The following is a 13,814-nucleotide window of genomic DNA, read 5'->3' as shown; positions in this document are numbered from 1 at the left end:
GTCGGGGTCGGCCGGGGTCGGCTGCTGCGGCGGCTCCTGCCCCGGCAGCGGCTCCGGCTGCGGGACGGGCACGGGGCGCTCCGGCGGCGGGGGCGGCTCCGGCTCGATCGGCGGCTCGGACCCGGTGGGCCGCTGCGGTATGCCGTCTGGCTGGCTCATGGGCTCGCCTCCCGTGCTGGCCGGCAACAGTTCGGACACTACCGGGCCACGGACCCGGTGGACCCCTCGGCAGCGGGTCGGCTGCTGCCTAGACTGCCGCACATGCTGCCCCACCTCGCGACCGCCGGCCACGCCACGACGACGGGCTTCAACGTCACGAACCTGATCATCTTGGTCGTCGTGCTCGCGGTGCTGGTGCCGGTGGTCAACCGGCTGCGTCGGGCGACCTCGGAGCGCCGGCGTGCACGCTGGGCCGAGGAGGAGCGCCAGGCGCAGCAGGAGCACCCCCAGCGCGACGCCTGAGGCGGGTGCTCCTGAGCCCCGCCGAGCCCGCCATCGGACCCGCGACCCGGGTCAGTCGATGGTGTGCAGGCGGCGAGCCGCCTCGGCGATCGAGCCCGACATCGACGGGTAGACCGTGAAGGTGCCCGCCAGCTGGTCGACGGTGAGCCGGTGCTGCACGGCCAGGGTGACCGGGTAGATCAGCTCGGAGGCCCGCGGGGCCACCACGACGCCGCCGACCACGGTGCCGATGCCCTTGCGGGCGAAGAGCTTGACGAACCCGTCGTGCACGTTCTGCATCTTGGCCCGCGGGTTGGTCGCCAGCGGCAGCATCACCGTGTGGGCGTCGACCTTGCCCTCGTCGATGTCCGTCTGGGAGTAGCCGACCGTCGCGATCTCGGGGTCGGTGAAGATGTTGGCACTGACCCCGCGCAGGTTGAGCGGGGTCACGGCGTCGCCGAGCGCGTGGGCCATGGCGATCCGGCCCTGCATCGCCGCGACCGAGGCCAGCGGCAGGACCCCGGTGCAGTCACCGGCGGCGTAGATGCCCCGGGCCGAGGTGCGCGAGACCCGGTCGACCTTGATGTGGCCCGAGCCGGTCAGCTCGACCCCGGCCTCCTCCAGCCCCAGGCCGGCGGTCTGCGGCACGGAGCCGACCGCAAGGAGGCAGTGGGAGCCCTCGACGGTGCGCCCGTCCTCCAGGGTCACGGCGACCCCGTCGCCGGCCCGCACGACCGAGGCCATCCGGGAGCGGTTGAGCACGGTCATGCCACGGCGACGGAAGACGTTCTCGATCACCTCGGCGGCGTCGGCGTCCTCGCCGGGCAGCACCCGGTCACGGGAGGACACCAGCGTGACCTCGCTGCCCAGACCCAGGTAGGCGTGGGCCAGCTCGGCGCCGGTCACGCCGGAGCCGACGACGACGAGGCGCTCGGGCAGCTCTTCGAGGGCGTAGATCTGCTGCCAGGTCAGGATCCGCCGGCCGTCGGGGCGGGCGGTGTCCATCACCCGCGGGGTGGCACCGGTGGCGACCAGGACCACCTCGGCGTCGACGTCCTCGGTGCCGCCAGACTCCACCTCGATGCGCACCCGGCCGGGGGCGAGGACGCGACCGACGCCACGGCATACGCGCACCCCCTCGGAGAGGAGGCGCTGCTCGATGTCGTGGGACTGGGCGGCCGCGAGCGCCAGGATGCGGGCGTTGACCCGCGAGGCGTCGGCGGTGGCCTCCTCGCCGGCGTGGGCGGCCTCGAAGCCGACCCCGAGGTCGGTGGCCGCCTCGAACCGCTGCATGAAGTCGCCGACCGAGATCAGGGTCTTGGACGGGACGCAGTCGGTCAGCACCGCGGCACCACCGAGGCCGTCGCGGTCCACGACGGTGACCGACGCCCCCAGGTGGGCGGCCACCAGGGCCGCCTCGTAGCCGCCGGGACCCCCACCGAGCACGACAACAGACGTCTTCCGTTCAGTCACGCCGCTATCCAACCATCCGGGGTGTGCCCTCCGGACTGTGGCCAGATCGACGCAGAGGCGTCATGATCCGTTTACCCGTTGTGGTCAGTGTTCGGTGCAGTCCCCCACGGCGCGGGGGCTCCCCTCGTGCCGACCGGCTGATGTCACCCCAGGAGGCTGACGTGAAGACCTTTACCCGTCCCGGAGTCGCGATGGTGGCCGCCCTCGCGGCCGTCGGTATCGCGGCCTGCTCCCCGCCCGCGAAGTCCGGCAGCTCCTCCGCCTCCGGCGACAAGGCCGCCTCGGCCACGTCGGCCCAGGCCATGGGCGGGATGGACGCCCTGGTCGCCGCCGCCAAGAAGGAGGGCACGCTCAACGTCATCGCGCTGCCGCCGGACTGGGCCAACTACGGCGAGATCATCAAGGCCTTCACCGCCAAGTACGGCATCAAGGTCGACAGCGCCCAGCCCGACGCCTCCAGCGCCGACGAGATCACCGCCGCCAAGAACCTCAGCGGCCAGTCCAAGGCGCCCGACGTCTTCGACCTCAGCGCCGCCGTCGCGAGCGCCAACACCTCGATGTTCGCGCCGTACAAGGTGACGACCTTCGGTGACGTGCCGGACAAGCTCAAGGACGCCAACGGGACCTGGGTCAACGACTACGGCGGCTACATGAGCATCGGCTACGACGCCGGCAAGGTCCCGGCCCCGGCGTCGGTGACCGACCTGCTCAAGCCGGCCTACAAGGGCAAGGTCGCGCTCAACGGTGACCCGACCAAGGCCGGAGCGGCGTTCAGCGGCGTGGTCATGGCCTCCCTCGGCAACGGCGGCAGCGCCGACGACGTGAGCAAGGGCGTCGACTTCTTCAAGAAGCTCAAGGACGCCGGCAACTTCCTGCCGGTCGACCCGACCCCGGCGACCATCGAGTCCGGGCAGACGCCGGTCGTCATCGACTGGGACTACCTCAACGTCGCCCAGGGCGCCAAGCTCAAGGGCAAGCTCGACTGGAAGACGGTCGTGCCGGCCAACGCGGTCGTCGGCGGCTACTACGTCCAGGCGATCAACAAGGACGCCCCGCACCCGGCGGCGGCCCGCCTGTGGCAGGAGTTCCTCTACTCCGACCAGGGCCAGAACCTCTGGCTCAAGGGCGGTGCCCGGCCGGTCCGTGAGGACGCGATGACCAAGGCCGGCACCATCGACGCCGCCGCTCACTCCGCGCTGCCGCCGACGCAGGGCACCCCGGTGTTCCTGACGCCGGAGCAGGAGACGAAGGCCAAGAACTACCTGGCCGCGAACTGGGCCAACGCCGTTGGCTGATCGACGTCGCCCGGGGGCGCTCACCGGCGGAATGCCGGTGGGCGCCCTCATGGGCGTGCTCCCGTTCTTCGCCTACACCACGATCTTCCTGCTCATCCCCACGCTGGTCGTCGCCATCGGGGCGTTCCTGGGCGCGAACAACACCTTCACCACCAGCAACGTCCGGGCCCTGTCGCAGCCGGCGATCGTCTCCTCCCTGGAGCACTCGGTCATCCTCTCCGCGGTGACGTCGGTCGTCGGCGCGGTGGTCGGCGGGCTGCTCGCGTATGCCGTGACCACCGCCCGCGAGGGCGGCACCCTGCGCCGGCTGGTCACCTCCCTGTGCGGGGTGCTGGCCCAGTTCGGCGGCGTGACGCTGGCCTTCGCCTTCATCGCCACCGTGGGCCTGCAGGGGTTCCTCACCCTCCAGCTGCAGAAGATCGGCATCAACCTGGGCAACAGCACCTGGCTGTTCGAGTGGAACAAGGGCCTGATGCTCGTCTACACCTACTTCCAGATCCCGCTGATGCTCATCGTCTTCCTGCCCGCCGTGGAGGGCCTGCGCCCGCAGTGGCGCGAGGCCGCCGAGACACTGGGCGGTGGCACCTGGGACTACTGGCGCCGCGTCGCCGGCCCGATCCTGGCGCCGTCCTTCATCGGCGCGACGCTGCTGCTGTTCACCAACGCCTTCAGCGCCTACGCCACCGCCGCCGCGCTGGTCTCGCAGGGCTCGCCGATCCTGCCGCTCAACATCGCCGGGACGTTCAGCTCCGAGGTCATCCTCGGCCAGGAGAACATCGGCAAGGCGATGGCGCTGGCCATGGTCGCGGTCGTCGCCGTCGTCATGACGCTCTACGCGCTGCTCGAGCGGCGCACGTCGAAGTGGCTGGGCCGATGAGGCTGCAGGCGGCGCGACGCCGCAAGCAGGCGATCTTCCGTCGGGTCGTCGTGGGGCTGGTGCTCACCTTCTTCGCCCTGCCGCTCTTCGGCATGCTGGAGTTCACCACCCGCGGGGCCGGCGGCTCCGGGCGCAGCCTGGACACGTGGGCCAAGCTGACCGACTTCGGCGCGATCGACGCCAACTACCCCGACCTCAAGGAAGGCCTGATCGCCTCAGCCGGTCTGGCCGTGCTCACCGTGGTGATCATGCTGGTGCTGCTGGTCCCCACCATGACGTGGGTGCGGCTGCGGCTGCCGAAGCTGCGCCGCACGGTGGAGTTCATCTGCCTGCTGCCGCTGACCATCCCGGCGATCGTCCTGGTCGTCGGCCTGACGCCGGTCTACGCGTGGGTGACCTACCTGCTCAGCGAGGACACGATCTGGCTCTGCTTCGCCTACGTCGTCCTCGTGCTGCCCTACGCCTACCGCGCGCTGGACGCCGGGCTGGGCGCCATCGACGTCAAGACCCTCTCGGAGGCCGGGCGCTCGCTCGGGGCGTCGTGGTTCACGATCATGGTCCGCATCATCCTGCCCAACCTGCGCACCGCGGTGCTGTCCGCGTCGTTCCTGGCGGTGGCCCTCGTGCTGGGCGAGTTCACCATCGCCAACCTGTACAGCCGGGTGAACCTCCAGGTCGCGATCTTCCTCCTGGGCAAGAGCGACGCCCAGGTCTCGGTCGCGGTGGCCCTGGCCGCCCTGGTGTTCGCCTTCGCCGTGCTCTTCGCCCTGTCCTTCGTGGGCGTCACCCGCCGCGAGGCCCGGTCCCCCTTCACCCGCCGCGGTCGCCGCCGCGCCAAGGAGAGCTGATGTCCACGACCACCACGCCGACCTCCGCCGACTCTGCCGTCAAGGGCGTCGGGGTCCGGCTCACCGAGCTGCGGCGGTTCTACGGCAGCATCCACGCCCTCGACGGGCTCACCCTGGAGATCGCGCCGGGCGAGCTGGTCGCCCTGCTCGGCCCCTCGGGCTGCGGCAAGACCACCGCCCTGCGCGTGCTCGCCGGGCTCGAGGACGCCGACTCCGGCCGGGTCGAGGTCGGCGGGCGGGACCTGACCCGGGTGCCGACCAACAAGCGGGACATGGGGATGGTCTTTCAGGCCTACAGCCTGTTCCCGCACATGACGGCGCGGCAGAACGTCGAGTTCGGCCTGCAGATGCGGGGCCGCTCCTCGACGCAGCGCCGCGAGCGGGCCGGGCAGATGCTCGACCTGGTCGGGCTCTCCGAGCAGGCCGACCGCTACGCCCACCAGATGTCCGGCGGTCAGCAGCAGCGCGTGGCCCTGGCCCGCGCCCTGGCCATCGAGCCCCAGGTGCTGCTGCTCGACGAGCCGCTGTCCGCCCTCGACGCCAAGGTCCGCGTCCAGCTGCGCGACGAGATCCGCCGGATCCAGCTCGAGGTCGGCACGACCACGCTCTTCGTCACCCACGACCAGGAGGAGGCGCTCGCGATCGCCGACCGGGTCGGTGTCATGCGGGAGGGCAACCTCGAGCAGCTCGCCGCGCCGCAGGAGCTCTACTCCCGCCCGGCGTCGGCGTTCGTCGCGGACTTCGTGGGGCTGACCAACCGGGTCCCGGCGACCGTCGCCGACGGCCACGCGCGGGTGCTCGGCGCCAGCGTGCCGCTGCTGCCCGGCTCGGCGGGCTCCGGCCCCGCCACCCTCCTGCTGCGCCCGGAGAGCCTCACCGTCGCCGCCGACCCACAGGGCAGCGCGACCGTGCTGACGTCCAGCTTCCTGGGGTCGTGGGGCCGGGTGACCGCGCGTACCGACGACGGGCTGGAGCTGATGTGCCAGGTCGACAACGACGCGGTTGCCCGCTTCTCCCCCGGCGACCGGGTCACCCTCACCCCGCGGCAGACCCCGTCCCTCGCCGTGGCGGACTGACACTCCACCGAACGGCGGCGTAGCGCCCGTCGTCCCTTCTGCGGAGCCACCCGGCCACCGTGCGGCGTAGACCTGCACGAGGCGGCCGAGGCACGACCGCCGGAGGGGAGAACGTCATGAAGCGACTCACCATCGTGGTCACCGCCGCGGTGGCCGCGGGGACGCTGGCCGCGACGCCGGTCGGGCTGGCGGCGGCGTCGCCGGGGACGCGGACGAGCACCGTCGCGGCGGCCACGTCGGTGGCCTGGGGAAGCTGTTCGGACCCGACCCTGCAGCAGGCACACGCGCAGTGCGGCACGGTCACGGTGCCGATGGACTACGCCCACCCCGGCGGCGCGAAGGTCAGGCTCGCGGTCTCGCGGGTGCTGCACACCGTCCCCGCCAGCCAGTACCAGGGCGTCATGCTGGTCAACCCCGGTGGCCCGGGCGGGTCCGGCCTCATCTACTCGATCCTGGGCAGCTTCGTGCCCGGCGGCGCGGGCAACGCCTACGACTGGATCGGCTTCGACCCCCGCGGCGTCGGCTCCAGCCGGCCCGCCCTGTCCTGCGACCCCACCTACGCCGCGGGTCCGCGTCCGCCGTACGACCCGGTGTCGCACGGGACGGTCAACGCCTGGCTGGCCCGGGCCGCGGCCTACGCCACGGCGTGCGGTCGCGCAGGCGGCGCGCTGCTCGAGCACCTGACCACGGTCGACTCGGCCAAGGACATGGACAGCATCCGCGCGGCCCTCGGCGCGCGCAAGCTCAACTTCTACGGCTTCAGCTACGGCACCTACCTCGGCCAGGTCTACGCCACGCTCTTCCCCGACAAGGTGCGCCGCTTCGTGCTCGACTCCAACGTCGACCCGCGGGGGGTCTGGTACCAGGACAACCTCGACCAGGACTACGCCTTCGAGGTCGTGCTGACGAAGTTCTTCGGCTGGATCGCGAAGTACGACGCGACCTACCACCTCGGCACCACCGAGCACGCGGTCGAGCAGCAGTGGTACGACGCCAAGGACAAGCTGCAGGCCACCCCCGCCGGCGGGGTCGTCGGCGCGGCCGAGTGGACCGACATCTTCACCGGCGCCGGCTACGTGCAGTTCTTGTGGCCGAACCTGGCCTCGCTGTTCAGCGGCTGGGTGCACACCCCGAACAGCAAGACGCTGGTCGACGCCTACAACGGCTCGGCCTCCGTGGGTGACGACAACGGCTACGCGATGTACCTCGGCGTGCAGTGCGTCGACGCGCCTTGGCCGCAGAAGTGGTCGGTCTGGAAGCGCGACAACACGCGGGTGGCCAAGGACGCACCGTTCCTGACCTGGAGCAACGCGTGGTTCAACGAGCCGTGCCGGGTCTGGCCGGCCGCTGCCCATGATGCGGTGCACGTCAACGGGCGTGACGTGCCGCCGATCCTGCTCGTGGACGAGACGCTCGACGCCGCCACGCCGTACCCGGGCAGCCTCGAGGTCCGCCGCCGCTTCCCGGAGGCGTCGCTGATCGCGCTGCCCGGCGGGACCAACCACGCCTTCTCGCTGTCGGGCAACACGTGCCTGGACAGCAAGATCGCGGCCTACCTGCGCGACGGGACGCTGCCGCACCGCACGTCCGGCTCGCAGGCCGACGCCACCTGCGCGCCGCTGCCGCAGCCGGTCCCGTCATCGGCCTCGGCGCCCACCTCGACCGGTGGCGCGACCCGGCCCCCGATGCGGGCCCGGCTCGCCGTCCCGCGCTGACGCGAAAGGAAGGGACCCCGGTATGCCGCCCACGCGGCATACCGGGGTCCCTCACCGTGTGCGGGTCCCGCGCAGGGGTCAGCGCATGTTGCCGGTGTGGCCCAGGGAGTAGCGCCCCGGCTGCGGCCAGACGGCCAGGCCGTGGGGGCCGGCGTCGACGGGGATGCGGCGCAGGACCTTGCCGGTCGCGGTGTCGAAGACGTAGACCACGCCGTGGTAGCGCCCGGAGAGCCACAGCTTGGTGCCGTCGGCACTGACCCCGCCCATGTCCGGGGAGCCGCCGCCGGGGATGACCCAGGTGGCGACGACCTTCAGCGTCGCGGCGTCGAGCACCGAGATCGTGCCGGCGTCCCGGTTGCTGATGTAGAGCTTCGAGGCGTCGCGGGAGGGGTAGATGCCGTGGGTGCCCGTGGCCAGGTGGATGAACCGCTGGATCTTCAGGGTCTTCGCGTCGATCACCCAGATGCCGTTGCGGAGCATGTCGGCGGCGAGGAAGCGCGTGCCGTCGGGCGTCAGCCGCACGTCCTGCGGCATCGAGGAGGCACCCGGCATGAGGCCGGCCTTGGCGCCACCCATGCTGTGGGCCATCGCCGGGGACGTGGCGCCGGGGGTCTTGACGGCGTTGAGGTCGATCACCTTCATGATCCGGGTGGCGTTGCGGTCCACGACCAGGAGCCTGCCGCTGAACTCGCAGCTGGCGACGAAGAAGGACTCGTCCGCGGAGAAGTCGGCGTGGTTGACGCCGTGGCACGGCACCGGCAGCGAGTGCTGCAGCTTCATCGTGTGGGGGTCGCGCACGTCGATGCGGCGCAACCGCTCGGCCATGACCAGGGCGTGCTTGCCGTCGGGCGTGAAGTAGAGGTTGTAGGGGTCGTCGACGGGCACCCGAGGCCCCGGCCTGCCCGTCGTCGGGTCGATCGGGATCAGGTCGTTGCCGTGGTCGTCGTTGACCCACAGGGTCTTCTTGTCCCAGCTGGGCACGACGTGCTGCGGCTCGGCGCCGGTCGGGTAGCGCGCGATGACCTGGTAGGTGGTCGGGTCGATCACCTGCACGGTGTTGGAGATCGTGTTGGGCACGTAGACCAGCTGCTTCGCGCTCCTCGCGGCACCCGTGACGTCACCGGCTGCGGTGTGGGCGTAGACCGCGTCGGCCGCGGAGGTCGTCGACGCGGGGGCGCTGGACCTGGCGCTGCTGGACGGGGCGCCGGCCGGTGCGGACGTCGCCCGGGTGGTGGCCGCGCTGGAGCCGCCGGTGCCGGCGCAGGCCGACAGGAGCACGGCGACGGTGACGGCGAGCGCGGCCGGGGTGCGGTGGCCGGGGCGGTGCGGGGTCAGCACTGAGCGTCCCTTTCGAGGGCTGGGTGGAGTCGAGGTCATCGTGGCAGAGGTCAGGCGCCGTCACGAAGGAGGCGCGACAGGGTGACCGGCTCGAGGCCCTTGGCCTTGAGCCCGTCGAGGATGGCCGGCAGCGCGGTCAGCGTGCCCTGGTGGCCGAAGTGCAGGCTGACGATCGAGCCGGGCTGCACCGCCGCCAGCGTGCGCGAGCGGACCAGGTCGGCACCCGGGTCCCTGAAGTCCTCGGGGTCGACGTCGTACGACACGCAGCGGTGGTACCCCGCGGCCTCGGCGGCGGCCCGGATCGTCGCCGTGCTGTGCAGCGTGCCGGAGGGGCGGAACCACCAGCCGGCCGTGCCGGTGGCCGCGCGCAGGGCTTCGGCGCCCCGCACCGCCTCGGTGCGGGCCTGGCCGGCCGTGAGCTGCTTCATCTGCTGGTGGCTCCAGGTGTGGTTGCCGAGCTCGTGGCCCCCTGCCAGGACCTCGGCAGCCATGTGCGGCTCGGCCTGCAGCCACTGTCCGACAGCGAAGACGGTGACACGCGCCTGATGGGCCCTGAACACCTGCAGGAGCTGGCGGGCGATGCCCGGGTCGCCGGCGCCGTGGAACGTCAGCGCGACCTCCTGCCGGGTGCGCGGTCCGTGCACGATGTCGGGTCCGCTGGTCCGGGCGATGGCCGGCTGCGGGGCGGGCCCGTTCGCCGCGCTCGTCGTCGCGGTCGGGGACGGGCTGGCCGGGGAGGCAGCCTTGGTCGAGGGGGACACCGAGGTCGGCGCGGACGAGCGGTCCTGTTGGGCGGGGGTGCACGCGGCGGCGCCCAGAACCGCCGCGAAGGACACCAGGGCGGTGCGGCGGTCCGGGCCGGTCGGGGGCTGGCTCGGCTGCTGGTCGTCGGTCACGGGCGGCAGTGTCGCAGCCGATTCTCAGAGGAACCTGCGTGCCGGTCGGGCGTGCCTGACAGGGGGAGGCCGGGGCGGAGGTCGGGGCGCTCCCCGCTGGGTAGGCTGCGCCCGTGACTGAGACCGCACCCCCCGCCCTCGACCTGTCCGACCCCGCCGCCGACCCGTTCGAGGTCGCCCGGGCTGCCGCGGCGGTCATCGCCGGGCGGACGGGCGTGGCCCAGCACGACGTGGCGCTGGTGCTCGGCTCGGGCTGGGGCCAGACCGGCGACCTCATCGGCGAGACCCTGACGACGATCGACAACGCCGACGTGCCGGGCTTCGCCAAGGCCGCGGTGGCCGGCCACTCCGGCGTCATGCGCTCGGTGGCCATCGGCGACACCGGCCGCCGGGCCCTGGTCTACGGCACCCGCACCCACTTCTACGAGGGCAAGGGCGTGCGCTCGGTCGTGCACGCGGTGCGCACCGCCGCAGCGGCCGGCTGCCACACGATCGTGCTGACCAATGGCTGCGGCGGGCTCAACCCCGCCTGGGCGCCGGGCACCCCGGTCCTCATCCGCGACCACATCAACCTGACCGCCCACTCCCCCATCGAGGGCGCGAACTTCGTCGACCTGACCGACCTGTACTCCCCGCGCCTGCGCGACCTGGCCCGCGAGGTCGACGCCGACCTCGACGAGGGCGTCTACGTGCAGTTCCGCGGCCCGCACTACGAGACCCCCGCCGAGGTGCAGATGGCCAAGGTCATCGGCGGCGACCTCGTCGGCATGTCCACCACCCTGGAGGCCATCGCCGCGCGGCAGGCCGGCCTGGAGGTCCTCGGCATCTCCCTGGTCACCAACCTCGCCGCCGGGATCTCCGACCAGCCGCTGGACCACGCCGAGGTGCTCGAGGCCGGCCAGGCCGCCGCCGAGCGCTGCGGCCGCCTCCTCGCCGCCGTCGTCGCCAAGATCTGAAGGGACACCGAGATGACGTACCTCGCGCGGCACGGCCACGGGGACAGCACCCCGGTGACCCCGGAGGGCGACGTCGCCGAGCTCGTCGGGGCCGCCACCGCGTGGCGTGACGACGACCCGGACACCGCTACCCGCACCGAGCTCGACGGCGTCCTGGCCGCGGTGCGCGACGGCGACCCCGCCGCGGCAGCCGACCTGGCCGACCGGTTCGCGGGGATGCTGGAGTTCGGCACCGCCGGGCTGCGCGGCGCCCTCGGCGCCGGACCCAACCGGATGAACCGCAGCGTGGTGATCCGCGCGGCCGCCGGCCTCACGGCATACCTGCAGCAGCGCGAGGAGAGCCCGCTGGTGGTGGTGGGCTTCGACGCGCGGCACAACTCCGACGTGTTCGCGGCCGACACCGCGGCCGTGGTGACCGCGGCCGGCGGGCGGGCGATGGTGCTGCCGCGACCGCTGCCGACCCCGGTGCTCGCGTTCGCGGTGCGCCACCTCGGCGCGGCGGCCGGGGTCATGGTCACTGCCAGCCACAACCCGCCGCAGGACAACGGCTACAAGGTCTACCTGGGCGACGGCAGCCAGATCGTGCCGCCGGCCGACGCCGACATCGCTGCCCAGATCGCCCGGGTCGACACGGTGGCCTCGGTGCCGCGGGCCGAGTCCGGCTGGACCACACTCGGGGACGAGGTGCTCGAGGCCTACCTCGACGCGACCGCGGCCGTCGTCGCGGCGGACAGCCCGCGCGACGTCGACGTGGTCCACACCTCCCTGCACGGGGTGGGCAGCGACGTGGTGCTCGCCGCGTTCGAGCGGGCCGGCTTCCGGCCCCCGCACGTGGTCGGCAGCCAGGCGGCGCCGGACCCGGCGTTCCCGACCGTCTCCTTCCCCAACCCCGAGGAGCCCGGCGCCATCGACGCCGCCCTCGAGCTGGCCCGCCGGGTGCGCCCCGACGTGGTGCTGGCCAACGACCCGGACGCCGACCGGTGCGCCGTCGCCCTGCCGGACCCGGCCGCGGTCACCGACGCGAACCCCACGGGGTGGCGGATGCTGCGCGGCGACGAGGTGGGCGCCCTGCTCGGCGCCCACGTGCTCGAGCGCGGGGTCGGCGTGGACGCCGTGTTCGCCAACTCGATCGTCTCCTCACGGCTGCTGGCGGCCATGGCCCACGCGGCGGGGCTGCGGCACGAGGAGACGCTCACCGGGTTCAAGTGGATCTCCCGCGTGCCGGGGCTGCGCTACGGCTACGAGGAGGCGCTCGGCTACTGCGTCGACCCGGAGACCGTGCGCGACAAGGACGGCGTCAGCGCCGCGCTGATGGTGGCCGAGATGGCCGCGATGCTCAAGGCCCAGGGCCGCACCCTGCTCGACGTGCTGGACGACCTGGCCGTGGCGCACGGCGTGCACGCGACCGACTCGTTCTCGGTGCGGGTGGCCGACCTGTCCCTCATCGGCACCGTGATGCAGCGGCTGCGCGAGGCGCCGCCGGCCGAGGTCGCCGGGGTCGCGGTGGAGCGCGCCGACGACCTGGCCGCCGGGTCGGAGCAGCTGCCGCCGACCGACGGGCTGCGCTACTACCTGGCCGACGGCAGCCGGGTGATCGTGCGCCCGAGCGGGACCGAGCCCAAGCTCAAGGTCTACCTCGAGGCGGTCGTCCCCGTGGACGGGCCGGACGGCCTGACCGCATCGCGGGCCGAGGCCACGCGCCGGCTGGCGGCGGTCCGGGGCGCGATGGAGCAGCTCACCTCCGTCTGACCCCGCCTCTGCGCAGGACAGGGCTGCGGGAGTGGCCGGTGACGGCCCTCCCGGCAGCCCTGTCCTGCGCTCAGGCCACTACTTCGGGGGCAGGGAGCGCGCGTAGGCCAGTCCGCGCCCGACCCAGCCCCGGAGCTGGTCGTCGCGCTCGACCGCGTGCAGGTCCACCCGGAGCCAGCCGTCCATCTCGCGGCCGCGCATCACCATCCGGTGCACCACCTGGCCGTCGACGAGCGCCTCGGTGTCGGCGGGGTCCACCCGGACCATGAGGCCACCCTGCCCGCTCGCCGAGACGGCCAGGTTGCCGCCGGCCAGGAAGCCGAGGCCGCCGAACATGCGTTTCTCGCGGATGCCCGGCTCGTCCTGCACGGCTTCCCGGATCCGGTTGGCGAGGTCCTCGTCATACGCCATGTCCGTCAGTGTCGCGCGGCCCACTGACAGCGCGCAGCCGCCGGCCGGGACCGTGGGGCTGGTAAGGATCCCGGGCCCTGACGACACCAACAGGGTGTCAGCGCCCATCCAGCCTCGTGAGCGGCGCTGGACCGGTCACCAGCGAAGGGAACGTGCTCGTCATGGCCCACACCCGACATCTCCGCCCCACGCGCCCGGCCACCGCACACAGCAGCAGGACCGTGCGGCCGACCCCGCACGGCGTCTGAACGGCACGCAGGGATGGACTGGGCCGGCTGGGCCGTCTTCGGGCTGGTGGCCACCACTGCCCTGACCGCCGTGATGACCACCGCGCAGCTGGCCGGCCTGACCCGCCTGGACCTCCCCCTCGTGCTCGGCACCCTGGTCACCGAGGACCCTGACCGGGCGCGGGCCGCGGGTTTCGCCATCCACCTCGGCGTCGGCCAGCTGTTCGCCCTGGGATACGTGTTGGTGTTCGCGCTGCTGCACCGGGCCACCTGGTGGCTCGGTGGCCTGCTCGGTCTCCTGCATGTCGGCGTGGCACTCATGGTGCTGCTGCCACTGCTGCCCGGGCTCCACCCCCGGATGGCCTCCCACCGCGCGGGCCCCGCCAGCACGGCGGTGCTCGAGCCACCGGGACCGCTGGCGCTCAACTACGGGGCCCGCACGCCGGCCGTGGCCATCGCCGCACACCTGGTGTACGGCACCGTGCTCGGGCTGCTCCTCCAGGCCCGCTGAC

The 13,814-nt window shown here is 72.9% G+C and carries 13 protein-coding genes; 9 read left to right on the top strand and 4 right to left on the bottom strand.

Features of this window, described 5'->3' with window-relative positions; all coding sequences use genetic code 11:
* The first annotated feature begins 261 nt into the window (after window positions 1-261).
* The gene (locus VF825_RS13760; RefSeq protein ID WP_331114236.1) at window positions 262-462 is read left to right on the top strand and encodes a hypothetical protein; all 201 of its coding nucleotides are present in this window, start codon (window positions 262-264) and stop codon (window positions 460-462) included.
* A 51-nt stretch (window positions 463-513) separates the two neighbouring features.
* Here the strand turns inward: VF825_RS13760 and VF825_RS13755 are convergent, their stop codons facing one another.
* Window positions 514-1,914 carry an NAD(P)H-quinone dehydrogenase gene (locus tag VF825_RS13755; RefSeq protein ID WP_331114233.1) on the bottom strand — a complete coding sequence of 467 codons (1,401 nt, stop codon included), beginning with the start codon at window positions 1,912-1,914 and terminating at the stop codon, window positions 514-516.
* A gap of 140 nt (window positions 1,915-2,054) precedes the next feature.
* On the opposite strand from VF825_RS13755, the gene VF825_RS13750 reads away from it, so the two are divergent.
* The 5 genes from VF825_RS13750 (at window position 2,055) to VF825_RS13730 (ending at window position 7,725) form a co-directional block, all read left to right on the top strand.
* Window positions 2,055-3,209 carry an ABC transporter substrate-binding protein gene (locus tag VF825_RS13750; protein ID WP_414695856.1) on the top strand — a complete coding sequence of 385 codons (1,155 nt, stop codon included), beginning with the start codon at window positions 2,055-2,057 and terminating at the stop codon, window positions 3,207-3,209.
* Window positions 3,202-4,086: an ABC transporter permease gene (locus tag VF825_RS13745; RefSeq protein WP_331114229.1), complete on the top strand. Its 885-nt coding sequence runs from the start codon at window positions 3,202-3,204 to the stop codon at window positions 4,084-4,086. Before VF825_RS13750 ends, VF825_RS13745 begins: the two co-directional genes overlap by 8 nt.
* Window positions 4,083-4,934 (top strand): ABC transporter permease, encoded by an 852-nt coding sequence (locus VF825_RS13740; protein WP_331114227.1) that lies wholly within the window; start codon window positions 4,083-4,085, stop codon window positions 4,932-4,934. Before VF825_RS13745 ends, VF825_RS13740 begins: the two co-directional genes overlap by 4 nt.
* A complete protein-coding gene (locus VF825_RS13735; RefSeq protein WP_331114225.1) occupies window positions 4,934-6,010 on the top strand; it encodes an ABC transporter ATP-binding protein in 1,077 nt (358 codons plus the stop codon). The genes VF825_RS13740 and VF825_RS13735 overlap by 1 nt, the downstream gene beginning before the upstream one ends.
* A gap of 116 nt (window positions 6,011-6,126) precedes the next feature.
* Window positions 6,127-7,725 carry an alpha/beta hydrolase gene (locus tag VF825_RS13730; protein WP_331114222.1) on the top strand — a complete coding sequence of 533 codons (1,599 nt, stop codon included), beginning with the start codon at window positions 6,127-6,129 and terminating at the stop codon, window positions 7,723-7,725.
* A 78-nt stretch (window positions 7,726-7,803) separates the two neighbouring features.
* Here VF825_RS13730 and VF825_RS13725 read toward each other — a convergent pair whose 3' ends face one another.
* A complete protein-coding gene (locus VF825_RS13725; RefSeq protein WP_331114220.1) occupies window positions 7,804-9,063 on the bottom strand; it encodes a hypothetical protein in 1,260 nt (419 codons plus the stop codon).
* Window positions 9,064-9,113: 50 nt separating this feature from the next.
* Window positions 9,114-9,959 (bottom strand): polysaccharide deacetylase family protein, encoded by an 846-nt coding sequence (locus VF825_RS13720; protein WP_331114218.1) that lies wholly within the window; start codon window positions 9,957-9,959, stop codon window positions 9,114-9,116.
* A gap of 113 nt (window positions 9,960-10,072) precedes the next feature.
* On the opposite strand from VF825_RS13720, the gene VF825_RS13715 reads away from it, so the two are divergent.
* Entirely contained in the window at window positions 10,073-10,915 is an 843-nt protein-coding gene (locus VF825_RS13715; protein ID WP_331114216.1) for a purine-nucleoside phosphorylase, read from the top strand.
* 12 nt (window positions 10,916-10,927) lie between these two features.
* Entirely contained in the window at window positions 10,928-12,664 is a 1,737-nt protein-coding gene (locus VF825_RS13710) for a phospho-sugar mutase (RefSeq protein WP_331114214.1), read from the top strand.
* 78 nt (window positions 12,665-12,742) lie between these two features.
* Here VF825_RS13710 and VF825_RS13705 read toward each other — a convergent pair whose 3' ends face one another.
* Entirely contained in the window at window positions 12,743-13,075 is a 333-nt protein-coding gene (locus VF825_RS13705; protein WP_331114212.1) for a TfoX/Sxy family protein, read from the bottom strand.
* Window positions 13,076-13,336: 261 nt separating this feature from the next.
* Here VF825_RS13705 and VF825_RS13700 point away from each other — a divergent pair, with 261 nt between their 5' ends.
* Entirely contained in the window at window positions 13,337-13,813 is a 477-nt protein-coding gene (locus VF825_RS13700; RefSeq protein ID WP_331114210.1) for a hypothetical protein, read from the top strand.
* Window position 13,814: the final 1 nt, after the last annotated feature.

Source organism: Oryzihumus sp. (assembly GCF_036391795.1).
Lineage (GTDB): Bacteria > Actinomycetota > Actinomycetes > Actinomycetales > Dermatophilaceae > Oryzihumus.
This window is presented reverse-complemented; position numbering and strand designations above follow the sequence as displayed.

What these genes read in the sequence shown, in the direction of transcription:
- VF825_RS13760 (WP_331114236.1), top strand. Translation starts at nt 262, where the DNA reads ATGCTGCCCCACCTCGCGACCGCCGGCCACGCCACGACGACGGGCTTC.
- VF825_RS13750 (WP_414695856.1), top strand. Translation starts at nt 2,055, where the DNA reads ATGTCACCCCAGGAGGCTGACGTGAAGACCTTTACCCGTCCCGGAGTC.
- VF825_RS13740 (WP_331114227.1), top strand. Translation starts at nt 4,083, where the DNA reads ATGAGGCTGCAGGCGGCGCGACGCCGCAAGCAGGCGATCTTCCGTCGG.
- VF825_RS13735 (WP_331114225.1), top strand. Translation starts at nt 4,934, where the DNA reads ATGTCCACGACCACCACGCCGACCTCCGCCGACTCTGCCGTCAAGGGC.
- VF825_RS13730 (WP_331114222.1), top strand. Translation starts at nt 6,127, where the DNA reads ATGAAGCGACTCACCATCGTGGTCACCGCCGCGGTGGCCGCGGGGACG.
- VF825_RS13710 (WP_331114214.1), top strand. Translation starts at nt 10,928, where the DNA reads ATGACGTACCTCGCGCGGCACGGCCACGGGGACAGCACCCCGGTGACC.
- VF825_RS13705 (WP_331114212.1), bottom strand. Translation starts at nt 13,075, where the DNA reads ATGGCGTATGACGAGGACCTCGCCAACCGGATCCGGGAAGCCGTGCAG.
- VF825_RS13700 (WP_331114210.1), top strand. Translation starts at nt 13,337, where the DNA reads ATGGACTGGGCCGGCTGGGCCGTCTTCGGGCTGGTGGCCACCACTGCC.